This window comes from aff. Roholtiella sp. LEGE 12411 (genome assembly GCF_015206995.1).
Lineage (GTDB): Bacteria > Cyanobacteriota > Cyanobacteriia > Cyanobacteriales > Nostocaceae > Komarekiella.
Genome location: NZ_JADEXR010000065.1, coordinates 1 through 24044 on the forward strand (window position 1 = coordinate 1; position 24044 = coordinate 24044).

23 protein-coding genes and 1 pseudogene are annotated in these 24044 nt (G+C 42.9%); 10 read left to right on the forward strand and 14 right to left on the reverse strand.

Features of this window, described 5'->3' with window-relative positions; genetic code table 11:
* Window positions 1-48: 48 nt before the first annotated feature.
* Both scpB and ispD read right to left on the reverse strand, forming a co-directional pair.
* A complete protein-coding gene (gene scpB / locus IQ246_RS15730) occupies window positions 49-579 on the reverse strand; it encodes an SMC-Scp complex subunit ScpB (RefSeq protein ID WP_194004289.1) in 531 nt (176 codons plus the stop codon).
* A gap of 104 nt (window positions 580-683) precedes the next feature.
* On the reverse strand, window positions 684-1409 hold the full coding sequence (ispD, locus tag IQ246_RS15735) for a 2-C-methyl-D-erythritol 4-phosphate cytidylyltransferase (RefSeq protein WP_194004290.1): 726 nt from the start codon (window positions 1407-1409) through the stop codon (window positions 684-686).
* A 69-nt stretch (window positions 1410-1478) separates the two neighbouring features.
* Between ispD and IQ246_RS15740 the strand changes: the two genes are divergently transcribed.
* Window positions 1479-2450 carry a glycosyltransferase family 9 protein gene (locus tag IQ246_RS15740; protein ID WP_194004291.1) on the forward strand — a complete coding sequence of 324 codons (972 nt, stop codon included), beginning with the start codon at window positions 1479-1481 and terminating at the stop codon, window positions 2448-2450.
* Between the two features lie 171 nt (window positions 2451-2621).
* On the opposite strand, the gene IQ246_RS15745 is transcribed toward IQ246_RS15740, so the two are convergent.
* The 5 genes from IQ246_RS15745 to psbA form a co-directional block, all read right to left on the reverse strand.
* Window positions 2622-3092 (reverse strand): CRR6 family NdhI maturation factor, encoded by a 471-nt coding sequence (locus IQ246_RS15745; RefSeq protein ID WP_194004309.1) that lies wholly within the window; start codon window positions 3090-3092, stop codon window positions 2622-2624.
* A gap of 103 nt (window positions 3093-3195) precedes the next feature.
* Window positions 3196-3384, reverse strand: coding sequence for a transposase (locus IQ246_RS15750; RefSeq protein ID WP_194004292.1), 189 nt, complete (start codon window positions 3382-3384; stop codon window positions 3196-3198).
* A gap of 283 nt (window positions 3385-3667) precedes the next feature.
* Window positions 3668-5059, reverse strand: a complete 1392-nt coding sequence (locus tag IQ246_RS15755) for a malic enzyme-like NAD(P)-binding protein (protein WP_194004293.1) — start codon at window positions 5057-5059, stop codon at window positions 3668-3670.
* A 269-nt stretch (window positions 5060-5328) separates the two neighbouring features.
* Window positions 5329-5811, reverse strand: coding sequence for a hypothetical protein (locus IQ246_RS15760; protein WP_244142047.1), 483 nt, complete (start codon window positions 5809-5811; stop codon window positions 5329-5331).
* Window positions 5812-6133: 322 nt separating this feature from the next.
* Window positions 6134-7216: a photosystem II q(b) protein gene (psbA, locus tag IQ246_RS15765; protein ID WP_194004294.1), complete on the reverse strand. Its 1083-nt coding sequence runs from the start codon at window positions 7214-7216 to the stop codon at window positions 6134-6136.
* Between the two features lie 545 nt (window positions 7217-7761).
* On the opposite strand from psbA, the gene IQ246_RS15770 reads away from it, so the two are divergent.
* Both IQ246_RS15770 and IQ246_RS15775 read left to right on the forward strand, forming a co-directional pair.
* Window positions 7762-8238 carry a rhodanese-like domain-containing protein gene (locus IQ246_RS15770; protein ID WP_339379303.1) on the forward strand — a complete coding sequence of 159 codons (477 nt, stop codon included), beginning with the start codon at window positions 7762-7764 and terminating at the stop codon, window positions 8236-8238.
* A gap of 288 nt (window positions 8239-8526) precedes the next feature.
* The gene (locus tag IQ246_RS15775; RefSeq protein WP_194004295.1) at window positions 8527-9282 is read left to right on the forward strand and encodes a TIGR04283 family arsenosugar biosynthesis glycosyltransferase; all 756 of its coding nucleotides are present in this window, start codon (window positions 8527-8529) and stop codon (window positions 9280-9282) included.
* On the opposite strand, the gene IQ246_RS15780 is transcribed toward IQ246_RS15775, so the two are convergent.
* Window positions 9267-9968: a DUF547 domain-containing protein gene (locus IQ246_RS15780; protein ID WP_194004296.1), complete on the reverse strand. Its 702-nt coding sequence runs from the start codon at window positions 9966-9968 to the stop codon at window positions 9267-9269. The genes IQ246_RS15775 and IQ246_RS15780 overlap by 16 nt on opposite strands.
* Before the next feature lie 449 nt (window positions 9969-10417).
* Window positions 10418-10567 (reverse strand): annotated as a pseudogene (locus tag IQ246_RS15785) (zinc ribbon domain-containing protein); the annotation flags it as partial.
* Between the two features lie 766 nt (window positions 10568-11333).
* Between IQ246_RS15785 and IQ246_RS15790 the strand changes: the two are divergent.
* The 3 genes from IQ246_RS15790 to IQ246_RS15800 all read left to right on the forward strand — a co-directional run bounded on the left by IQ246_RS15790 (window position 11334) and on the right by IQ246_RS15800 (window position 15037).
* A complete protein-coding gene (locus IQ246_RS15790) occupies window positions 11334-12791 on the forward strand; it encodes a glycoside hydrolase 100 family protein (protein WP_194004297.1) in 1458 nt (485 codons plus the stop codon).
* A 409-nt stretch (window positions 12792-13200) separates the two neighbouring features.
* Window positions 13201-14556 (forward strand): 16S rRNA (cytosine(967)-C(5))-methyltransferase, encoded by a 1356-nt coding sequence (locus tag IQ246_RS15795; RefSeq protein WP_194004311.1) that lies wholly within the window; start codon window positions 13201-13203, stop codon window positions 14554-14556.
* Between the two features lie 58 nt (window positions 14557-14614).
* Window positions 14615-15037 carry a TerB family tellurite resistance protein gene (locus IQ246_RS15800; RefSeq protein ID WP_194004298.1) on the forward strand — a complete coding sequence of 141 codons (423 nt, stop codon included), beginning with the start codon at window positions 14615-14617 and terminating at the stop codon, window positions 15035-15037.
* 76 nt (window positions 15038-15113) lie between these two features.
* Here the strand turns inward: IQ246_RS15800 and psb35 are convergent, their stop codons facing one another.
* Together psb35 and IQ246_RS15810 are read right to left on the reverse strand one after the other, a co-directional pair.
* Complete coding sequence (gene psb35, locus IQ246_RS15805; protein ID WP_194004299.1) at window positions 15114-15341, reverse strand: photosystem II assembly protein Psb35; 228 nt, start codon at window positions 15339-15341, stop codon at window positions 15114-15116.
* A gap of 176 nt (window positions 15342-15517) precedes the next feature.
* Window positions 15518-17911, reverse strand: coding sequence for a penicillin-binding protein 1A (locus IQ246_RS15810; protein WP_194004300.1), 2394 nt, complete (start codon window positions 17909-17911; stop codon window positions 15518-15520).
* A 397-nt stretch (window positions 17912-18308) separates the two neighbouring features.
* Here IQ246_RS15810 and folK point away from each other — a divergent pair, with 397 nt between their 5' ends.
* Both folK and IQ246_RS15820 read left to right on the forward strand, forming a co-directional pair.
* The gene (gene folK, locus IQ246_RS15815) at window positions 18309-18812 is read left to right on the forward strand and encodes a 2-amino-4-hydroxy-6-hydroxymethyldihydropteridine diphosphokinase (protein WP_194004312.1); all 504 of its coding nucleotides are present in this window, start codon (window positions 18309-18311) and stop codon (window positions 18810-18812) included.
* A 157-nt stretch (window positions 18813-18969) separates the two neighbouring features.
* Window positions 18970-19524, forward strand: coding sequence for an NUDIX hydrolase (locus IQ246_RS15820; RefSeq protein ID WP_194004301.1), 555 nt, complete (start codon window positions 18970-18972; stop codon window positions 19522-19524).
* A 41-nt stretch (window positions 19525-19565) separates the two neighbouring features.
* On the opposite strand, the gene IQ246_RS15825 is transcribed toward IQ246_RS15820, so the two are convergent.
* Window positions 19566-20531: a basic amino acid ABC transporter substrate-binding protein gene (locus IQ246_RS15825; RefSeq protein ID WP_244142048.1), complete on the reverse strand. Its 966-nt coding sequence runs from the start codon at window positions 20529-20531 to the stop codon at window positions 19566-19568.
* On the opposite strand from IQ246_RS15825, the gene IQ246_RS15830 reads away from it, so the two are divergent.
* Both IQ246_RS15830 and IQ246_RS15835 read left to right on the forward strand, forming a co-directional pair.
* Entirely contained in the window at window positions 20516-20932 is a 417-nt protein-coding gene (locus IQ246_RS15830; RefSeq protein ID WP_194004302.1) for a class I SAM-dependent methyltransferase, read from the forward strand. The two genes, IQ246_RS15825 and IQ246_RS15830, sit on opposite strands and share 16 nt — an antisense overlap.
* Before the next feature lie 304 nt (window positions 20933-21236).
* On the forward strand, window positions 21237-21596 hold the full coding sequence (locus tag IQ246_RS15835; RefSeq protein WP_194004303.1) for a VOC family protein: 360 nt from the start codon (window positions 21237-21239) through the stop codon (window positions 21594-21596).
* Between the two features lie 229 nt (window positions 21597-21825).
* On the opposite strand, the gene aroF is transcribed toward IQ246_RS15835, so the two are convergent.
* The gene (aroF, locus tag IQ246_RS15840) at window positions 21826-22890 is read right to left on the reverse strand and encodes a 3-deoxy-7-phosphoheptulonate synthase (RefSeq protein ID WP_194004304.1); all 1065 of its coding nucleotides are present in this window, start codon (window positions 22888-22890) and stop codon (window positions 21826-21828) included.
* Window positions 22891-22927: 37 nt separating this feature from the next.
* Window positions 22928-24043 (reverse strand): anthranilate phosphoribosyltransferase, encoded by a 1116-nt coding sequence (trpD, locus tag IQ246_RS15845; protein WP_194004305.1) that lies wholly within the window; start codon window positions 24041-24043, stop codon window positions 22928-22930.
* Between the last annotated feature and the right edge of the window lies 1 nt (window position 24044).

The following is a 24044-nucleotide window of genomic DNA, read 5'->3' on the forward strand; positions in this document are numbered from 1 at the left end:
GGGCATGGGGCATGGGGCATTGAGTTTATTCTCTATTGCTCACTCGCTTTATTCTGCTTTTGCTTCTAGTTCTAGTTCTAATTGCTGTTCCTTCTGGCTGATGGGGAATATTTGTGGAAGTTGCTCGATTTGGAAATACTGATGAAATTTCGGGGTTACTTGGAGCGAGTAGGAGCGAGAATCGCTGTCTCGGCGTTTGCGAACAAAACCGAGTTCGACGAGTTCCGGGACGTGTTGATATACTCCTGAGCCGCGCAGGTTAATCAAGTCGCTTTGAAGTATGGGACTATTGAGTGCGATCGCAGCTAAAGTCCGTAATGCACCTAAGCCCAATTCCACCGGAATCAGTGTTTGCACTAAGTCGTGAAAGTCAGGCCGCAGTTGCAAACTATAACCATTTGGGGTTTCTACAACTTCTAGGGCGCTATCTCGGCGTGCATAGTTATCTATTAATTCAATCATGCCTTCTTCAACTGTGGCGCGATCGCACGCCGCATACTCGGCGATTTCGCCGAGCGACAAGGGTTTACCCTTTAAATAGAGAATCGCTTCTATCTTCGTCGCTGTGGCTGTAATCATTTAGTCATTAGTCATTAATAGTTGGTCATTGGTCACTAGTTATTGACACCTGACAAAAGACGAGTTCCAAGTGTGTGGGATTATATCCTAATTATTCAATAACGTCAAAGAAGATTTAGACTCGAATCAGATTCCTCCACTGCCTCTGATAAGCCTCTGCTTCTGAGGATAAATTCTGCGATCGCCAAATCTTGGGGGGTGGTTACTTTCAAATTAGTCTCCTCTCCCTGGACAATTTGAACTTCAATGTTGCACCTTTCAAACAAAGCGGCATCATCAGTTACTTCCCAACCTAAACGAATACCTTCGGCGTGGCACTGTTTCAATAATTGGACATCAAATCCTTGAGGAGTTTGTGCCGCCCAAAGTTGCCGTCGGTCTGGTGTACTCTGAATTATGCCATTGTCATCAACAACTTTAATCGTATCTTTGACGGGCACAGCAGCAATCAAACCAGGACAGTGGCAAATCGCTTGAGCACAAGAGTTGAGTAAATCTGGTGTGACAAGACATCTGGCTCCATCGTGAATCAACACCTGTTCTGCATCTGCTGGTAGCGCCTGCAAGCCGTTGTAAACTGATTCTTGGCGGGTGGAGCCGCCTTGAATTAGTTCCACTGGTTTAGTCAGCTTGAGGTTGGCGAGAATTGCCTTAAAGTCGAGCCAGTCAGTGGGTTGAGAAATAATTCCTATCCAACTGATTGTACTTGCCGCTTCTGCGGCTTTGAGAGTCCAAGCAATAATTGGTTGCGATCGCACTGTGAGCAGGAGTTTATTGCGGTTACTCCCCATTCTTTTTCCGGTTCCAGCTGCGGGAATTAATAAATACACAGAATTCCTCAATCTTTAGGCTATATATTTTCCCCTAAAATAAGGAGCGAGTAAGCATCAATAAATATTATGCGAGTAGTAGCCCTAGTCCCTGGCGGAATTGGCGACCAAATTCTCTTCTTTCCGACTCTAGATGACCTGAAGCGCTATTACCCCAACGCTCAGATAGATGTCGTTGTGGAACCCCGGTCAAAGGCAGCCTACCGGGTGAGCAAGTCAGTTCAAGAGGTACTGGCTTTTGATTACAAAGACCGTAACAGTCTGGCAGATTGGAGCAACCTGGTAGGCGCGATTCGCGATCGCGAGTACGATGTTGCTATTGCTGTTAGACAAAGCTGGTTAACTGGTCTTTTACTCTGGTTAACAGGAATTCCCATACGCATTGGCTACCAAGGCAAAGGAGCGGTTTTTCTTACCAACCCTGTGCTGTTCAAATCATCTCAGTATGCGGCAGCGGCATATCATGATTTACTGCAATCATTGGGCATTAACACCCCTGTGCCAGAGCTAGCAGCAAGTGTACCAAAACCAGATATTGAGTGGGCACAAAAAGAACAGAAACGTTTAGGAGTGAATGAAACAGGTTATATCTTGATTCATGGTGGTTCTAGCAGTGGTTCTAGCGAATTATCCCAGTCTAAAGGTCTAGACAACCTTTACCCTGTGGAGAATTGGCAGCAAATTATTCAAGAGTTACAACACAAGCAGCCAGATATGCCTGTGGTGGTAATTAAAGAACTTGATAACGAGCAGTTTGTGCGATCGCTTTTGCAGTATTCTCCACATATCAAAGTTACTTCCCCAAATGATATTGGCAAGTTAACTGCCATAATTGCTGGGGCAAGTTTGATGTTGTGTACTGATAGTGCGCCATTGCATCTGAGTGTAGCAGCGCAAACCTATACCATTGCCCTATTTGGTTCGACAGATCCAGCAAAGTTATTGCCAAAAAGTGATAAATTCCTTGCCATTAAATCCCCCACGGGCAAAGTGGCAGATATTGCACCCAATACAGTTTTGGAGAAAATCTGGGGTGGTTAAACCAGCGGTTTTCCTAAACAATAATGCCTAGAAGATTTACAAAAAAATAACTGTTGCATGAGAGTTTATTCGGTATATCGTGGGACGCACGATCTAAAAGCTCAAATTATGTCCTCAATGAGGAGTCTTTGACGTACCTACACCTACCTGTACTCAGGAGGTGTAGGTACGTCAAAATATTTCAAATAAAGCATCATCTAATTCATAACCCAGCATTTGCGCCATAGACCTCAGCCTCGATAGACTGGGAATATCTTGCTGTTTCAGCCAATCACCTAAAATAAAGATCTTGTGCATCAAAAAGATTTCCAGTGCTTCAGGATTATACTGAATGCCGTCTTGAGAACTGAACTGATGCGGTACAAGCATGGCGGCATAACGAGCAAATTCCCCAGCTTTCCAATCGAGTAAAAATGGCAACCAGGGATATTTGGCATCTAGGCGAACAAACCACAGCCGTACCTCTGGAATTTCTGAGAGTTCTCGTGGATCACCGGGTTCTAGGTCATATTTAATATCAAAGCTCAGTTGCTGTTCATGAGATGCAACTCCCTCTTGGAGCAGTTGGTCAATCACCGTTTGTGCAGGTGACAAATCCAGATTGTTGATGGAGTCATTATTGAGTGCGATCGCGATTGTCATTGAGTCAGCAGTCACTTTCTTTATGCTCAACAGTAGGATCGAGAATACACAGTAGCAGCTTTCAGCGATTGACGCCACATTCACATTAGGCGTAATTAGTAATTTATTGAGGTTGGCACTTATTAGCCCTGATTAGTCCCACGCGGCGGGCGATCGCTTCCTCTTGGGAAGCCAAAGGCCCCCACTGTTCTATAATTTCTGGATTATCGTCCTCAATTTGATCGCTGGGGACAATTTCGCAATTCCCAGTAGGACGCTTGACAATATACCAAGTTTGGGGATTTTCTGTCATATACAAATAGAGTAATTTCACTCACCTGTTATTTTACGCTGCGATCGCCGTGTCCAATTCCTCGCTGTCTAACACTGGCTCATACTCCAGCAGTAGTTATTTGTCATCAGGACTTACGCAAGTGTCATATTTTTAACGCCAGAGGTTGTCCAGAGTCAAAGGTCAAAAGTCCAAAAAACCTTGATTCTTGAACGCCACTTGCTTTAAGTCGGCAGAGCCACCCAAGGCAGTGGCTCCCCTTGACCCTTATCCCCAGAGGGGGCCCCACCTTCCCCAGTCCCTTTTACCTCCGAGCAATGCCTTCTTCACGTGCGGCGCGTTGCACAGCCGCAGCCACAGCGGTGACGACACGCTCATCAAAGACTGAAGGAATAATGTGTTCCCTAGTTAAGTCTGAAGGCTTAACTAAGGAGGCGATCGCACTTGCTGCTTCTAGATACATTGTGGTAGTAATCGTCTGTGCCCGACAATCTAAAGCTCCACGGAACACCCCAGGAAAAGCTAGGACGTTATTGATTTGATTTGGGTAATCGCTACGACCGGTAGCCATGACTGCGACAATTTTGCTGACTAATTCCGGCTGAATCTCTGGAATGGGATTTGCCATTGCAAAAACAATTGGCTCTTTTGCCATCGATTGCACCATTTCTGGTGTCAAAACTCCTGGTACACTGACGCCGATAAATACATCTGCTCCTTGCATTGCACCCGCTAAAGTACCTTGAGCTTTCACCGCAAATTCGCGCTTTTCTTCTGTTAGGTCAGTGCGACTGTTTGAGATAATCCCTTTAGAGTCGCACATCCAGATTTTTTCTGCTCCAGCCTTGCGGAGTAAGCGAGCGATCGCCACCCCAGCCGCACCAGCACCATTAATCACAATGTGGATTTCTGCGAGTGACTTATGCACTACCTTTAGGGCATTAAATAATGCTGCCAAAGTCACAATCGCTGTACCGTGCTGGTCATCATGAAAAACCGGGATATCTAATTCTTGCCGCAATCTCTGTTCAATTTCAAAGCAGCGAGGAGCAGCAATATCTTCTAAATTCACGCCGCCAAACACTGGAGCGAGATTCTTGACTGTCTGGACAATTTCATCTGTATTTTGCGTAGCGAGACAGATGGGAAAAGCATCAAGTCCAGCAAATTCTTTGAATAGCATCGCTTTACCTTCCATAACTGGTAAAGCAGCAGCTGGGCCGAGATTGCCTAATCCCAAAACAGCACTACCATCAGTAACAATAGCTACAGTATTTTGTTTGATGGTTAAGTTGTAAACTTCTTCAGGATCTTGGGCGATCGCAGTACAAATCCGACCAACTCCCGGTGTATAAGCCATTGCTAGATCGGAAACACTTCTTAAAGGAATTCTGCTAGCAATGCTGATTTTCCCGCCACGATGTAAATTAAAGGTGCGATCGTAAACACTTAGCAACTTAATATCTGGCAATGCTTTCACTGCTTGCACAATCGTCTCAGCGTGCTCAGTACTAGCAGCATCAACAGTCAGGTCACGGGTAGACTCTTTACGGGTTTGCTCAATTAAATCAATTTGACCCAGATTACCACCACAGGTGGCGATCGCCTGCGTTACTGATGCCAACATCCCTACACGATTGGGAATCTGCAAGCGCAACGTCAAACTAAAACTAGAATTAGGAGTTAGGTCTGCCATGTTGATTTTGGATTTTAAGTTTTAGATCTTACTATTGAATTGATTGTTGACTACTCCCCCGAATAAATTCGGGGGATTCTAAAAGGATGCTACGCAACGGGCTAAAGCCGCATTGCTTCGCTTGTTCTTAGCTGTCACCCAGACATAGATCCGGGTGGGGTGAGTCAAAGCACCCCTAGACACTCCACTTAGATCAAGTCCAAGTGTTGTGCTTACTTTGCGGATGATGTTGGCAGCACCATTGCAATCTGCATTGATGTACCAATTCTTTACTCTTTAATCTCCTCAAATCTTAAATTTGACGGCATTGGTAGAGAAAAAGAATCTAATTGAAACCAGACTTTTATTTGAGTTCCAAGAGGTATTCTGATTTGTCTATCTTTTAGCTTTAATGCTTGCTTTGGATAGCTGACTAGATTGAAACCATTCTTTCTGTACTTTGGTGGTTTGGGTTTATCTGCTAATTCACCGCGATTGTGCAAAGTATTAAGCTGTTTGAATGAGGCAAAAGACTCATACACAGAACGGCACAACTGCTGTGCTGCTTGAGAATAGAGCGTTTGAAAATGACGATTTGGCTTCATTTCGCTATCTAGTTCAAACTTAGTTATATAGCGTTTAGCCTTAAACCATATTTGACGAGCATAGTAGACAGCGCAGTTTGATAGTTTATTTGCCTCAGAACAGATCAACTCCAAGATTGCTTTTAAATCGTTATCTGCGTGAATCAAAACTTGCTGGCAACCGTACAAATAAATCACCTCCTTAGTGTTATTAATTATCTCATTATTTGCTCATTCATAATGTTAAGACTACATGGAGACGGCGGGATGAATCCCGCCGTCTCGCATTTCATCCCCTGTCTAAACCACGAAACACGCAACTATGTTGCTGTTTCTCAGGGGCTTTCATGCTCTCGCTAAGTTTCTGGTAAAAATACGGTCATAAAATTAATAGCTACTCTTTATCTAAATATTAAGCGATCGTTGCGTCCGATACATGTAAGAACTCAGCTTCAATCAAAAGCGCTCTCCAGAAATGGAGAGCGCTTTTAATTTAGCTAAGACTTGAGAATTAACCGTGAATCGCTGGTGCTTGCAAAGCTACAGGTATCTCCTCATCCGCAGCCAAATCCAGCGGGAAGTTGTGAGCATTGCGCTCGTGCATCACTTCTATGCCCAGGTTGGCGCGGTTTAGGATATCTGCCCATGTGTAAACTACATGACCTTGAGAGTCAAGTATTGAGTTGTTGAAGTTGAATCCATTGAGATTGAACGCCATCGTGCTGATACCCAATGCTGTCAACCAGATACCAACGACAGGCCAAGCAGCTAAGAAAAAGTGTAAAGAACGCGAGTTGTTAAAGCTGGCATATTGCCAGATTAACCGTCCAAAGTAACCATGAGCCGCTACGATGCTATAGGTTTCTTGTTCTTGACCAAACTTGTATCCGTAGTTCACAGATTCACTTTCAGTTGTCTCTCTGACTAGAGAGGAAGACACTAAAGAACCATGCATCGCAGCAAACAGCGCACCACCGAACACCGCAGCCACACCCAGTTCATGAAAGGGGTGCATGAGGATGTTATGCTCGGCTTGAAACACGAGCATGAAGTTAAAAGTGCCGCTAATGCCCAAAGGCATCCCGTCAGAAAAGCTACCTTGACCAATTGGGTAAATCAAGAAAACAGAAGTCGCAGCAGCTACAGGAGCAGAGTAAGCTACACAAATCCAGGGGCGCATCCCTAGACGGTAGCTTAACTCCCATTGACGACCAAGCCAGCAAAAGATTCCAATCAAAAAGTGCAAAACAATTAGCTGATAAGGCCCGCCGTTGTAAAGCCATTCATCCATTGAAGCAGCTTCCCAAATTGGGTAGAAGTGCAAACCAATGGCGTTGGATGTAGGTACAACAGCACCAGTGATAATGTTGTTGCCGTATAACAAAGAACCAGAAACTGGCTCCCGAATACCGTCAATATCGACGGGAGGAGCTGCAATAAAGGCAATTATGAAACAGATGGTAGCGGTTAACAGGGTAGGAATCATTAAAACCCCGAACCAGCCGACATAAAGCCGATTGTCGGTGCTAGTAATCCATTGACAGAACCGATCCCACAGGTTCCCGCTTTCGCTTCTTCCTAGAGTTGTGGTCATGGCTATGTTATTTATAAGTTGCTGACAAGAATTGTTCCCAATTCTGAGGAATTGAGAGTTAAGCTATTTTCAAAAAATTTGGCTAAATACCCTCTCCCTAATTGCCGGAAATCTCTTGAATGACCTCACACCAAACAACTAACTTCCCCAGGGAGACTGTGTGAAAAAAGGGGAGACTTTTCCGGCTCTTAATATCACGTTTTACATTAATGTCTTGGGTTTTTCAACTTGTTTATATTAAGTTTTGCTAAGCCAAAAAATAAACGTAAACTTAAATAAGGATTTCGTCATGTGTTTGGTAATACCGTTTTTGGATACTTGCATGATTACCAAGTGCAGCCAGCATAGAGACTACTATAAATAATAGTCCGGCTTGAATAAAAAAGCCCGGTTTTAAGAGAAAATAAATCGCAGTTGGAGAAGTGAAAAACCGGGAGATTGAACTGGATATTACGGGGAAAATTCTACCGTGATATTGACCAGTACAGTGGTAAGGTTTTACAAGTCGATAAATCAGATTTAAAATTCCCATTGAAAACGAGAGAGTGTTTGAAAAAGTGCGATCGCTTATATTTAATTTACTCAAATTATTCATTAGGCTAGCCTTTCCAAGTGTCCACCAGATTCAAACTAAAGAATTTGCTCAATGGCTATTAAACTTCACAAAGCCACAGCCTCTCATGCTAGATGCACGGAATCAAGCAGAGTATGAGATCAGCCACCTGAAAGGGGCGATACATATTGATTCCATTGCACCTGACTTAGCAGCACTCTCAACAGTTTCAAAAGACACGCCAATTGTTGTGTACTGTTCTATTGGCTACCGTAGCGCCAAATTAACCCAGCAGCTTAATGAGGCGGGTTTCTCTAGCGTTTTCAACTTGAGCGGTGGTATTTTTCAGTGGGCAAATGAAGGAAGATCCATCTTTAAAGATGATCAACATCCAACGCATTTTGTCCATCCCTACAATGCAATGTGGGGAAAACTGTTGAAAGCTTGCTACCATGCTCAGAAGCAGTGAGATAACAATAACAGAGGGCGTTCATCTTCGGTAATAAGCCTCAACATCAACTTTCAAAGTCGTAATATCTAGCGATCGCCTCAAGCGACTATTCATCCCTTTCACATTTGGCACGCTAATACTGGTTCCTCCTCAAGTTTATTACAAACTTCTGAATCATCATCAAAATATTGGTTCTTATACGATGTATTAATCAAGCGGATAAACATTGCCCGATTTCTCTTTGGGCTAAAACCCATCGACACTAAGCAAGTAAAATAAAAGCAGCGAGAAAACTACATAAGCTGCATGTCTCAAGTTTCGATTGTCATCCCTACTTTAAATGAAGCAGCCAGCTTAGAGCGCACATTACGCCAACTGACTTTACTTAATCCGCCTGCTAAAGAGGTAATAGTAGTGGATGGTGGTAGCGAAGACGAGACAGTAGCGATCGCAAAGCAAAATTTTGAGTCGTTCAATCAGACGCTAGATATACAAGTTCTCTCCTGTAAGCAGCGTGGGCGTTCTGTTCAAATGAACCACGGAGCATTAGACGCAACTGGAGATATCCTTTGCTTTCTTCATGCAGACACTTGGGTACCGGATGATCTAATCGCTGTAATCGAGCAAACTCTGGCCAATCCAACAGTTGCTTGTGGAGGGTTTATTTCTCTAATGACAGGATCTCAAACGACTCGTTGGGGCATCTCCCTACATAATTATCTAAAAACCTACTACGCACCATTGCTGTTTAAACCTCACCTGTTTTTTAAAGGATTGCGCCTTTTGTTTGGAGATCAGGTAATGTTTTGCCGTCGAACTGACTTTTGGGATTGTGGCGGGTTTGATGAGGCATTGCCAATTATGGAAGACGGAGATTTATGCCTTAAATTGGTAAAAAAAGGACGTATCTATCAGGTAAACCGTGTCGTTCAAAGCTCTGATCGGCGTGTGGCGAAATGGGGTAGCTGGAAAGCTACGGCAATTTACCTCTATATCGGTCTTTTGTGGGGTATTGGTGTCTCCGCAACTTATCTCAAGCAGTTTTATCAAGATATTCGTTGATTGAGGTTCCAGTCATAGTAGAGATAGGAAATCGGCGTTGCAGCAGTTAAGGGTAAGTCTGTTTCTAGATAAAAACCAATATATTCTGGAATTGAAGGCGCAACCTTTAAGAAGTCTTGACGATACCACTTGAATATTTGGCTACAGTAGAGCGTTTTGCTTTGCGAGTCGTAACGAACTTTTTCAGGATTGTTAATGAAGCGGCGAGCATCTTCATTTAACTGCTCAATGACTTGCTCAGGAAAGTAAGCTCCTGCACGCAGAAAAGGGCAGCCAATCGAAGCACAGACAATTGAGAAATGAATTCGTGGCTCTTGCAGTTTGTCTCGCAGAATCTGGTTCTCAATTTGAGCTAGACTATAATACTTGCCAAAAATTTCATAAACCCGACGTTGGAAGAACCACAAAAAAGCCAGCCAGTTAGGAACCCCTAGAATTTTTGGACGAATTGATTTGATTGGGTATCGTTTTAAAATCGTCGAGATGGTAAACGCATTGTAAAGATTGATCCACAATGCCAATTCCTCTAAAGGCGTGGAATTGGATTCAAGATGCAACTGCTTTAGACTTGATAACCAATCACCAAGTACTTGGGGTTGTTCTGTTTTCCAAGCAAGATAGTTTACACAACCCTGTTGATCAACATACTGGCGAAGTAGCGTATCCCAAAGTTCAAAATCAATCATGCTCGTTGTCGTCCTAAATACAATCTAGTTCAACGTATCTGCCAACCAAAAGAAATGCGATGTCTAACAATAAGCCGCTGCGCGTCTACGCTGCTACAAAAATATCGACGTTGCTGAACTACATTTATTCAATGCAGACATTAGTGTAGCAAGTTACAGTTATTTACATCCAAAAGTTGACAACATTATATTTTCCCTAAGCGAGTAGATACATACCTAATTGACACTCCCCGCTCGCTCCCTGACGGGGATTCTAAGCTCACCATAGCTACTTGTTCAATCAGGTTTGCACCAGAGAGAATAGAGAATAGAGGTTGCTATAGGATTCCTATTTGATTTTTGAAAGAACTGCGTACAACTCTAACTCCCTTTTTTCCCACTTCCCATTCCCTATCCCCTATCCCCCATTCGGTGTCTCTACAAGTCAGTTCACGAATCAAATCGGATTACTATAGTCCCTTAGCGTTACTTTGGATGTGCCCCATCCTAGCTTTTACAAGAATGTTGATTGCGGCGTTTTCATCTCTATGCAAATTGCATCCACAAACACAGACATGTGTACGAGTGGATAGAGATTTCTTAACAATGATGCGGCATACGCACTCTGCTGAATTTTAACTTGAGCAAAAATGCTCAAACTCTCTCATAGTTACGATTCTTTAAGTTAAACTATTAAGGTTTTATTTTTTTTTTAAAAATTAAATTATTTTCGCTTTTTTAGGCTTTAGTCGCTTTCTAGAACATGATATAAAGCTATAAGCTGTTATTGCTTCTGCGTACTTTGCCTTTTATGATTTTGCTCCTACAATCTCTCCACAGAATAAGACAGTAAGGTAAAATATATAGCCCTTCAGGAGTATTGACATGTTAAATCCTTTAATGTTTCTTAGCTTGCATATTCTGAAAAAAAGTTATAAATTATTAAGTTATAGGGGAATAATTTAATTTCAAGTCTCAAAAAGTAGATCTTGCTTAAGTATATATACTGTGCGTAATTTAAATTTAGGTGAAACTGAAACAGTACCGGAGATATGTTCTTGTTTGATAAAGCAAAGATGCCGGACATAAAACAAAACAAGAAATAGTCTAAAATTTTATCTTGCCTGACTGTTTTTAGTAATCATGCTATTGCTTAATGTGAAGAACAACGACTGTAATTCACTAAAAGGATAGCTGATTAAAAGCAAATAAACAGTAACTTAAACTGCATAATAATAAGCAGATTTAGCTGTTGTTGCTGGATTAACTTTTGAAATAATTATATTTGCTATTCAAAAAATCATTGTTGTAATGACGAGAACAGCAAAATAATAAATAAAAGCGCATCTACTACAAATTCACAACCCAAATGGAGTTATTCTGGCGATGCAACTAAACGATATAGAAACAGCAAAAGAAATAGAACTAGAAGAAGTAGAAGCATGGGAAGCACTAGAAAAGTCAATTCTCTACTATCAAGGACGTCCCGTGGGCACAGTAGCTGCTTATGATGCGTCTGTAGAAGCGCTCAATTATGACCAGTGCTTTATTCGAGATTTTGTCTCTTCAGCCCTAATTTTTCTGATTAAAGGCAGAACAGATATTGTTCGCAATTTTCTAGAAGAAACCTTAAAGTTACAGCCTAAAGAAAGGGCATTAGATGCATATAAGCCGGGACGAGGGTTAATACCAGCTAGCTTTAAAGTTGTCTCAGACAATGGGCAGGAATACTTAGAAGCAGACTTTGGTGAACATGCGATCGCTAGAGTTACACCAGTTGATTCCTGTCTATGGTGGATTATTTTGTTGCGTGCTTATGTAATTGCTACAAAAGATTTTTCTCTAGCCTATCAACCGGAATTTCAAAACGGCATCAAGCTAATCATGGAAATCTGCTTGGCGAATCGTTTTGATATGTATCCAACGCTGTTGGTTCCAGATGGTGCTTGTATGATTGACCGTCGTATGGGAATCTATGGGCATCCCCTAGAACTTCAAGTTCTATTTTATGCTGCATTGCGGGCATCTCGTGAGCTGCTAATTTGTCAAGGCAATCACGATATTGTTGGAGCTATTGATAATCGCTTACCTCTTTTATGTGCTCATATTCGCCAGCATTATTGGATAGATATTAATCGTCTGAATGCAATTTATCGCTTTAAAAGTGAAGAATATGGTAAGACTGCTGTTAATTTGTTCAATATATATGTAGATTCCGTTCCTTATTATGAATTAGACAAGTGGCTGCCAAAAAAAGGTGGTTATCTAGCTGGTAATGTTGGGCCGTCGCAGCTAGATACTCGTTTCTTTTCACTAGGAAACTTGATGGCGATCATTTCAGACTTAGCCACCGAAGAACAGTCACAAGCAATCATGACTCTCATTGAGGAGCGATGGGATGATCTAGTGGGAGATATGCCAATGAAAATCTGTTTCCCAGCTTTGGAACATGAAGAGTACAGAATTGTAACTGGATGTGACCCTAAAAATATACCTTGGTCATATCATAATGCTGGTAGTTGGCCAGTTTTAATGTGGATGTTGGCAGCAGCATCTGTGAAAACCAATAAAACAAGTTTGGCAAGAAAAGCTATTGAAATTGCTCAAACACGGCTGAGTGAAGATGAATGGCCAGAGTATTATGATGGTAAGAAAGGGCGACTGATTGGCAAACAAGCCAGGAAATATCAAACTTGGACAATTACTGGGTTTTTATTAGCAAAAGAACTGATCACAAACCCCAGTTATTTACCATTAGTAAGTTTTGAAAAATTACCTCCAGAAGTGGTTTCTAGAGCGTGTGAGTTTGAGATTGCCAGTGTAGACCCTTATATGCCTCGATAGAGTCTGGTATTGATATTGATATGCTTATTTTTAAGCCCTCTATAACTACAAGGGGGCTTTTACTATTGTCACAATGTAAATAAACTATTGTAAAAATTCTGAATTTCCATATCCCCAAAAAAGAGGTAGCTCAAGTTCAACACCTTAAATAAACTTCTTGCAAAAATGCGAATAACTGAAAAATGAACCACAGATGAACACCGATGAATTATCTGTGTTCATCTGTGGTTTAATTTCCAAAACATTGACTTTTGCAAGAGACACCATGAACAGAGTGAGCGCAAAGCGCACGCTACGCGAGCACAACAAAGGAATGAAATATTTCTCTTTACCAGCCCCCAATGCCCAATGCCCAATGCCCAATGCCCAATACCCAATGACCGATTTTCAAGCTAAGTATAATATTTCCATGACAAATCCCCGCCAACTAGCTTTTATCGCCCTGCGAGATGTTCACAAGGGGGCTTATGCTGATGTTGCCTTAGATAGGGTGCTGCAAAAAGTTAATTTACCTGATCACGATCGCCGTTTGGTGACAGAATTAGTTTATGGCACTGTTAGGAGGCAACGCACCCTTGATGCCCTGATTGATCAAATCGCCAGCAAGAAATCTGATCAACAAGCACCAGACCTCCGCACTATCTTACATTTAGGTTTATATCAACTGCGCTATCAAGAGCGCATCCCTGCTTCAGCGGCTGTAAATACCACCGTCCAACTAGCTAAAGAAAACCGTTTTTCTGGACTCACAGGTTTTGTGAATGGTCTATTACGTCAGTACATCCGTCTTGTGGGACATAAGGGGGGAGATCCTTTACAACTTCCAGAAAACCCAGTGGAACGCTTGGGCGTTTTACACAGCTTTCCTGACTGGATTGTTCAAGTATGGTTTGAACAACTGGGTTTCACCCAGACAGAACAACTGTGTGAGTGGATGAACCAATCACCAACTATTGACTTACGAATCAACCCACTTCGCACTTCAATGGAGGAAGTTGAAGCGGCGTTGCAATCTGTTGGTATTGTAGTGAAACGGGTTTCCAACTTGCCTCAAGCGTTAAGATTGACTGGTAGTAGTGGGCCAATTCAAAAACTACCTGGCTTCAGTGAGGGTTGGTGGACTGTACAAGATAGCAGCGCCCAATTGGTGAGCCATTTGCTCAATCCCCAACCAGGTGATGTGGTAATTGATGCTTGTGCTGCGCCAGGGGGTAAAACAACTCACATCGCTGAGTTAATGGGAGATAAAGGGAAGATTTGGGGTTGCGATCGCACTTCCTCTCGGCTTCGCAAACTCCAAGAAAATTCTCAACGGCTGAACTTGCAATCTATTCAAATTTGCATCGGTGACAGCCGCAACTTTACTCAATTTCAAAACACCGCAGACAGTGTATTGCTTGATGCTCCATGCTCTGGCTTGGGAACTCTGCACCGTCATGCTGATGCTCGTTGGCGACAGACTCCAGAATCTGTCCGGGAACTCTCAATTCTTCAAAAAGAGCTTCTTGCATATACATCTAATTATGTCAAGGGCAATGGTGTACTTGTTTATGCCACCTGTACACTGCATCCAGCAGAAAATGAAGAAGTGATTTCAGCATTTTTAGCTGAGTTTCCTCATTGGCAAATTGAGTCTGGCCAGAGCGTTGATTTACCTTACTCTGCCTATAGCACGCCTCAAGGCTGGTTCAAAGTCTGGCCTCAGCGACAGGACATGGATGGCTTTTTTATGGTGCGCTTAAGAAAAACCAATAATTCCGAGTGAATACTGTTTGGGATTGTACTATTTTGATTGAGGCCCGAATCTACCAGAGGAGGCAGCAATGGTTACTCATTCTAATGTGAAAAACTTAGTTAAAATCCTGATTGGAGCCGCTTGGATCGATGGCAAAATTCAGCCAGAAGAACGCCAATATCTGCGCGAAATAGCTCAAGCGAAAGGTTTGGCTACTGATCCAGAAATTAAACCTTGGCTATACGAACTAGTTTCGGTACAGCCACAAGAATGCTATAACTGGGTGGCAGAGTATCTAGGCGATCGCCCCAGCCTTGAAGATTGTGAAAACTTAATTGAAGCCATCAGCGGCTTAATTTACAGCGATGCAGAAGTAGCGACAGAAGAAGCAAGACTTTTGACAAAATTACAGGATTTGGCGAAGCCGAATGAGTCAACTCAACCAGCTCATACAGTGCTTCTCAAACAAATTCAAAAGCTTTACCGTCGTTGGGTTGAAGTTCAAAATTAATTATTAGTTCAGAAGTCTAGAGTCAAAAGTCTATAAGTGTTTGACTCTTGACTATTGACTCTTGACCCTTGACTCATTATGACTTCGGTTCTCCCAGACCCGGAGTTTCTTCTTTTTCAACCTTAGGCACAAAGTTAGGACGTTCTTTGCTTTCCCAACCTGCGGGGCGTTTTGAGTTGTACCAAGCAATTGAGCCAATGGTTACAGCAGCAATAAAACCGACGACATACACCAAGGTGAAAGCGTAAGGAAAATGGGGAGCATTTGCAGCGGCATCTGCTGCTGTTTGCATAAATAAATGCATGGGTATATTCTCCTACGTTAAGTAACACTTGTTAAGACATTATAAAATGAGAGTATCATTTAACATCCCCCCCAAGTTTGAGCAAATAGATAGATATTATGTAAATAAAGAGGAGGGAAAGCACGAGGAAACAAGAGGAAGGGCATTCAAAATTACCTCCCACTCCCCCACTCCCCTCATTCTTGAGGAGGTCTAAGTCTATCCCGCCAAGAAGACTGTTGCGATCGCGTGTTGGTCGGGGATGATGAGCGCCGAGTTCTTCGAGGTGGCGAAGAATCTGATTCTGCTCGTCTAGATCGTCGCCGTGAACTAGAGGATTCTGAAGTAGAATTACTAGAGCTTGCCTCTTCAGTGCGATCGCGCCGCCGTCTGCGTCTTGGGGTATCATCATCTGACTGCTGTACTTCCTGAGAATTCCTCCTCCTGCTTCTGTGCCTCCTAGATGAGCCGCTATCGTCAGAACTGACTTGTTTTGATTCATCAGAGGATAGAGAACGATTAAGCACTTGTTTGGGCTTGATACGCTGGGCTTTGATAGTACCTTTGCGACCTTCTAATTTGGGTCGTTGGGGGAACTTTTCTACGGGCATCCCCTCTACTGCTTTTTCCATAAACTCGTGCCAGGTGTAAGCAGCACTACCACTGCTACCATAGGTGGGGCGATTGTCATCGTTACCCAGCCAAACACCTGTTACCAATTGGGGAATGTAGCCAATAAACCACAAATCACGGGCTTCATCAGAAGTACCTGTCTTCCCAGCAACGGGTCTATCATTTAATTGAGCAGCACCACCAGTACCCGCTTGCACAACGTTGCGTAGCATCCAGGTCATGATGGCGGCACTATCAGCATCAAGGGCACGTTTGGAATTGAAGTCAGATGACCAAATCACCTTACCTTGGCGGTTAAGAATACGGCGAATACCATGAACCTCTGTATGCAATCCTTGAGTGGCAAAACTACCATAAGCGCTGGTCAATTCTAGTAAATTTACTTCATTCGAGCCGAGAGCTAAAGAATAGGTGGGTTTAAGTTCAGATTTAATTCCCATATCATGGGCAAGTTTAATCGTTGGCGCAAATCCCACATCAATTAATACCTTCACCGCAATTATATTGATGGAACGAGTGAGAGCATCTCTCATGCTCATCGAGCCGTGGAAGTTTTCACCATAATTTTTTGGTTCATAGCCATCTACTACAAAGGGTTGATCTAGGTAGCTATCATAAGGGCTTTTGCCGATGGCGATCGCTGTAGCATAGACAAATCCCTTAAATGTCGATCCTGGCTGACGCTGTGCTTGAGTAACTCGATTAAATTGATTTTTACCAAAGTCTTTTCCCCCAACCATTGCCTGAATTTCACCGTTACGGGGGTCAATAGCAACCATTGCTGCTTGTTTAAAGTTCTCCCAGCGGCCTTGATTTCGCAGAGTTTTGGCAACTGCTTCTTCTGCGGCCTTTTGCCAAGTCGGGTTCAGGGTGGTTTCCACTACTAGACCTCCAGTTGCTAGTACATCGCTAGAGACGTACTTCGGCAATTCTTTCTGAATGTAGCTAGTAAAGTAGGGTGATTCTACTTGCAGCCGCTTGGGCGCACTGCTTTTGAGGGTGAGTGGCTCTTGGACAGCTGCTTGTCTTTGGGCTGCTGTAATCACTCCATCTTCCTGCATTCGATGCAATACTAAATTCCGCCGCTGTTTAGCAGCTTCCGGATTTTGGTCTGGGGCATACAAGCTTGGAGCGGGAGCTAATCCGGCAATTGTTGCCATTTCTGCTAGAGAAAGTTGATCTGGCGATTTACTGAAGTACACCCATGCTGCATCTGCCACACCGTAAGCTCCACCTCCCAAATAAACTAGATTCAGGTAACGCTCTAGAATTTGGTCTTTGGTTAATTCTTGCTCCATTTTCTGTGCCAGACGGACTTCCTTGAGTTTGCGCCAGATTGTCCGCTCTTGTTTGAGAAAGAGTATTCGCGCTAGCTGTTGGGTAATGGTGCTACCACCTTCTACCACATTCTGCGATCGCAAATTATTCAAAACCGCTCTGATAATCCCTTGAAGATCAACTCCATTGTGTTGCTGGAATCTTCTATCTTCTGAGGCAATGAAGGCTTTTTCCAGGTTATCTGGTATTTGATCCAGCTTTAGCTGTTCTCTGGTCGCTTCGCCTTGTTGTTTTAATATAGTGCCATTGGCAGCTTTGATAGTCAGTGTTTGCTCTCGAATCAAGGTGTTCAGTGCTGCTTTATCTGGCAAAGTCCGATCTATTGAACTGATGCCGTAGATAACGGCAACTGTCCCACCACCTATACCCAAACCTGCCCAAAACCAAATACGACGATAAAGCGGTTTATCGCCCATTGCCAGTTTAGCTGTAATCCCAGATGATAAGCTTTTCATTTGGCTCAGTAACTGCCTCGCCTGCACCCGATGTCTTGGTGATAAGCTTTCATTGTCGGATTCCTCATTTTCATGATGATTATCAGGCGGCAATCGCGGTTGCTCCTGGTCAAAGTCACTCGAATTAGCTGGTTTGCGTTTAAACCAGGAGGTAAGCTTGCCCACGTCAGTTCTTCCCCTCAAATGTAGTAAAGACCTAACCACCATCAGAAAACTATGGGGTTAACAAACTACGTTTGTGTTAGTATACTATCCTATAAATAATGAACTAAATTAACTATAAAAATAATGTTTTTTTAGGTTAGGTAAATTTAGTTTTGTAAATAAAAATACCAATTTTGATAATTGTTCGGAACCTCAAAACTTTTAGAAGTTTTTGTAACATAATAATAATCCGATTTGATTCGTCAACTGACTCGTAGAGACAGGGAATGGTGGACAGGGAATGGGGAATAGGAAAAAAGGAAGTTAGAGGTGTACGCAGCTTTTTGAAAAATCAAATAGGAATCCTATAATTGGGTCAAGTATCCACAAAGAAATCCCGAAAGTGGCATCTAGGATAATGCGATCGCAAAGCGCACTCGCTCTCGGTAGCAATATGGGCGAATCACAGGCAATTTTAGAAGCAGCTATAGAGATTTTGGCTCAAACGCCAGGTATTTTCTTAGCAGCTAAATCTAATTGGTATAGAACCAAAGCCGTGGGATCACCACAGCCGGATTACTTAAATGGCTGTGCCATCTTGCAAGTTGAAATTTCGCCTCAGCAGCTGTTAGAAACTTTGTTAGAAATTGAACAAACATTTGGACGTGTTCGACAAGAACATTGGGGGCCGCGAACCCTGGATTTAGATTTGTTATTGTATGATGACTTGATCTTGCAGACGCCAAATCTCCAGATTCCTCATCCTCGAATGCGGGAGCGGGCTTTTGTGTTAGTACCACTGGCGGAAATTGCTCCAGATTGGATAGAACCAGTTTCCGGGTATGTAATTAAAGAACTGCTGAAACAGGTAGACTGTTGTGATGTACATTTATTGATGGGCAATTATAATTACCATCTTTAAACCCAGAGAAAAGTCTGAGCACAGCTTCCATCGTACAGAACTTCTTCTAAAAAAGACGCTGCGGGTAGCTGATTTCCCCGTAGAGGTACGGTAGCAACGCTGATTTTAGAACAAATGCTAGTGTTTATCTCCGTATTTACGATCATCAAATTTTACTATGCCATTAGGTAGAGAATTACCACAGCTGCTGAAACAACGTTTGTTCTATAAAGGACGCAAGTTTGATTTTGAAGTCAATCGCTTGCGTTTACCCAATAAAGCAGAAGGTGAATGGGAGTGTATTCGTCACCCAGGTGGCGCTCTGGCTGTACCTGTTACCGCAGATGGGAAACTTATACTGGTGCGTCAGTATCGTTTTGCAGTTCAGGGAAGGCTCTTAGAGTTTCCTGCGGGGACTTTAGAAATTAACGAAGATCCCCTAGAGACGGTGCAGCGTGAAATTGAGGAAGAAACTGGCTATAGCGCGAAAAAATGGCACAAACTAGGAGAGTTTTTCCTAGCTCCTGGTTATTCTGATGAGATTATCTATGCTTTCCTTGCTCAAGATTTGGAAAAGCTAGAGACACCTCCAGAACAAGATGGAGATGAGGATATCGAAACTGTGTTTTTAACTCCTGAAGAGTTAGAGAAAGCCATTCTTGAAGGAGAGCCAGTAGATGCTAAATCAATTTCTAGCTTTTTTCTAGCGCGTCCATTTCTAGTCTCAGATTAGCGATCGCCAGGGTTTTTACAATAGCTAAGTAGATGATTTCACTATTTCGTATAATTCCTGTCCAAAGAATCTGGCAATTGTGGAGGTTCGGCATTAAACCATTTTTGATAAATTTGCTTGTAAGTGCCATTGGACAATAAAGTAGCTATACCTTTGTTAATTGCATCTAGATGAGGTGAATTTTTAGGTGTTGCAATGCCGTAGTATTCTTCTGTGAGCAGATTATCTACAACTTTGATGCCTTTGAGCTTGCCATTTTTGATTGCATACAAAGTAGCGAAAGCATCGCCAACTACAGCATCAACATGCCCATTGAGCAAGTCCTGAAAAAAATCTGGGCCAGAATTAAACGTACTAATTTTGGCATTGGGGATAGTTTTGGCAAAATCTGCTCCAGTTGAACCAATTTGGACAGCAATTTTTTTGCCTTTGAGACTGTTGAAGTCTTGAATATCTTGGTTATCTTGGCGAACAGCGATCGCTAGTCCGGCTTTAAAATAAGGTCGTGAAAAAGAAATTACCTTGAGGCGTTCAGCGGTAATTGTGATTCCGTTAATTGCTGCATCAACTCTTTGAGCTTGCAGACTTGATATCATACCATCAAAGGGCAGGCTTTCAAACTCAACAGTAAACCCTGCTACTTTGGCGATCGCATTCATCAGGTCAATATCGAAGCCTTCTAGTTTACCCTTAACCGTTTGGCTCTCAAAAGGAATAAAGGTAGGATCTGTAGCAACCTTCAGAAGGTTAACACCTGAGTGTATATTGGGATCAGAACTGTTACAAGCAATAATCAGTAACAAACAGCCTAAGCTCAGAATCAACTGCCGCCACTTGAAGTTAATCAATGTTGCCATAGTCTTGATTGTTTGAGTTTCTTTAGTTATCCTCCAAGTTATGAGTGAAAACATAAAGGACACTTTAGCAGTTTTTGCCACTCTCAAGGTTTGGGCATGGAAAAGAGTTACCAACGCCCCATGCCCAATGCCCAATGCCCCATGCCCCATGCCCCAGTTTACTGAGTGTTGAATATTACTTACTTGATTTATTCCAATGGCAACCTGACACAGAATATGATTTGGTATTCTTTGCCTTTTGGCTCTCTCATGTACCGCCACAATTACTCGATTTATTTTTGACGAAAGTTTATCAATCTGTTCGCGTTGGTGGACAATTGTTTATTATTGATTCTCGTTTTGAACCCACATCCACGGCTAACAACCACATTCTTGAAAATGATGGAAATATATATAAAAGCCGCAAATTAAATGATGGTCAAGAATTTCAAGTTATTAAGGTTTTTTATCCGCCTGATGAACTGCAATGCAAGCTAAAAAAAGCAAGATTTCAGGCTGATGTGCAAGTAACAGATAACTATTTTATCTATGCACATGCAAGGAAAATTTGAGCAGAGTGAATTAAAATAATCTCAAGCCAGCTATTTTCTCTGACACCCTGCTCAAGCTAGATACTGATACTTAAGTATGTATATATATTAGTGATGGCTATACAGATGACTGATGTATAGCTAAAGGTGTAGAAAGGAAATGCATTTTGATTGACAAAGAGTAACGTTGTCTTAAGTTAATTGAACAGAGAGTTGAAGCCCTTTTTCAAATTGAAGATCGGCTATTTCTTTATCAATCTTAGGAAACTATGATTGCCAATTAAGCACGCTAAAATATAATAGCTGTCTCAATAGACAGGTTGCAATGCAAATTCTTAAAGTCCTGACCAGAGTTTATCTCAATCCAACAGACTTGGATGATGCGATCGCCTTCTACGAAAGCCTCTTTACAGAAACATGTTGGTTGTCGTTTCAATATTCCGAGGCTGGGTTAGAACTTGCTGGCGTGGGTTCTATCCTTTTAATTGCTGGTTCGGCTGAGGCTCTCTCTCCATTCAAGAGCACACAGGCAACATTTTTGGTTGACTCACTCAATGACTTTAGGGAAGCACTTACTGAGCAAGGTGCAGTAATTCTGGCGGAACCAGATAAAGTCACCACTGGAGACAATATGCGAGCTATGCATCCAGATGGAACAATTATTGAATATGTAGAGTTCGGTTGATTAAGCAACTATATCAATTTGAGGCGGAACCTCTTCAACTGCATTCCCTGCTTCCTAGAGCATCGATTCAGTAATCGCAAAAACCCGATTTGTTTTCGGTAAAACGACCAATTATCGTTGACTGTAGAGACGTTGCATTGCAACGTCTCTACGAAATAATCGGTTTTTCTCGCCCCTATCTTGAATACTGAATCGGTGTTTTAGCAGGGAAGGAGGAGAACATATTATATTAAGCCGAAGTGACCAAAGCAGGTTGAGGCCAACGTCCAACGACTTGACCAATCACAGACATATCCTGTACCAAGCGGTCAAACTTATCAGGAGTTAAAGATTGAGGGCCGTCAGATAGTGCTCTAGCTGGATTGGGGTGAACCTCAATCATCAGAGCATCAGTACCAGCAGCGATCGCAGCCATAGCCATAGGTGCAACATATTCAGACCTACCTGTACCATGACTAGGATCAATCATAATGGGGAGATGGGTAAGCGATCGCAATACTGGAAGTACTGATAAATCTAAAGTATTACGGGCATATTTACCATCAAAAGTTCTAATCCCCCGCTCACAAAAAATCACATTGGGATTTCCTGATGCCAGGATATATTCTGCTGCCATTAGCCACTCGTCGATTGTGGCAGACATCCCGCGCTTGAGCAGCACGGGTTTATCTTGAGCGCCTACCTTTTTGAGCAACGAGAAGTTGTGCATATTCCGCGCTCCCACTTGGATCACGTCAGCCACTTTTGCCACTGCTGTTAAGTCGGCAGTATCCATGACTTCTGTGATGATACCCAAACCCGTAGCTTCACGCGCTGCTGCCAATAGAGCCAAAGCACTTTCACCATGTCCTTGAAACGCATAGGGTGAAGTGCGAGGTTTGTAGGCTCCCCCACGCAAAAATTTTGCTCCTGCTGCTTTAACCCGCTTGGCTGTCTCCACAATCATCTCTTCATTCTCGACAGAGCAAGGGCCAGCTACCACCACCAAGGGATGATGCTCTCCGAAATAGACGCGACCATTAGGTGTAGGTACAACAACTTCGCTAGCTTCTCCATGTCGGAATTCTCGACTAACCCGCTTGAAAGGTTTTTCCACTCGTAATACTTCCTCAATCCAAGGACTAAACTTTTGAATTTGCAATCGGTCAAGAGTTGCAGTGTCGCCAATCATTCCTAGAACAACTTTATGTTTGCCGACGCTTTTTTCTATTACAACTCCCCAAGCTTCACTCAGTTCTTTGCTCAGCCGAGTAATTTCGTCAACAGGTGTACCGCTCTTAAGTACTACAATCATTTTTTTTTCTCTTCTGTATAGTTTGATTACTTAGCAATTAGTGCAAAAATGCGGCGAGCTGTTCTAACTTCGTCCAAGCCGCGCCACTTTGGAGAATCTCCTGAGCAAGGGTGATACCTTTGACACAACCTGCCAAGATATCCGTTTGCTCATTAATGGCTTCACCAACTTGTAGTGCTAGCGCAGTATTTAAAGCAACTACATCCTGCTGCGCCTTCGTGCCTTTACCTTGGAGGACTGCCTTTAAAATTTCGGCATTTTCTTGAACATCTCCACCCCGCAAGGCCGCAGTTGGTGAGGAATTCAAACCCAGTTCTTGAGGATTAAGGGTGATGCAACGCACCTTTTGTTCTTGAAGTACGGCTAAGTCAGTGACATCAGCCAAACCAGCCTCATCTAACCTTTCGCGTCCGTGGAGTGCGATCGCTTGGCGACATCCTAACTGTGATAAAGCTTGAGCGATCGCCTCTAATAAAAGTGGGTCGTTCACACCGATAATTTGTCCTGTTGGTCGCATCGGATTGACTAACGGGCCAAGCAGGTTAAAAATAGTCCGCACTTTCAAAGTTTTTCGCAAGGCGGCAACTGCTTTCAGCGCTGGATGCCAGCCTGGGGCAAACAAAAAGGTGATTCCGACCTCATCTACAGCCGCTTGGACTTTCTGGGGGCTGGCGTTGAGATTTATACCTAAAGCTTCCAACACATCCGCAGAACCAGCCTTGCTAGATGCAGAACGATTGCCGTGTTTAGCAACTTTTACCCCCGCTGCTGCGGCCACAAAGGCGACAGCAGTGGAAATATTAAAGGTTGAAGCCCCATCACCACCTGTTCCGCAAGTGTCAATTAGAGTGCTGTGTTGAGTACAGACGCGATGCATCACGTCTGTACAAGAGGGCTGAGAAGATTGAGCTTGCAAGACGCTAGCCATGCCAACTAATTCTTCTGCGGATACTCCTTTAACTTGAATTGCTGTTAAGATTGCCCCTGATAATACAGGAGGAATGGCATCTTTGAGCCAACCTTGCATCAAATCCGCAGCTTGGGAAGTAGAAAGCGATCGCCGATCAAGCAATTGTTGTAATATAGCTGACCAATCGTAGGAGTCAGAAGTAACGGAAATTGGATCAACTGGAGTTTGAGTAACAGCTGTCATA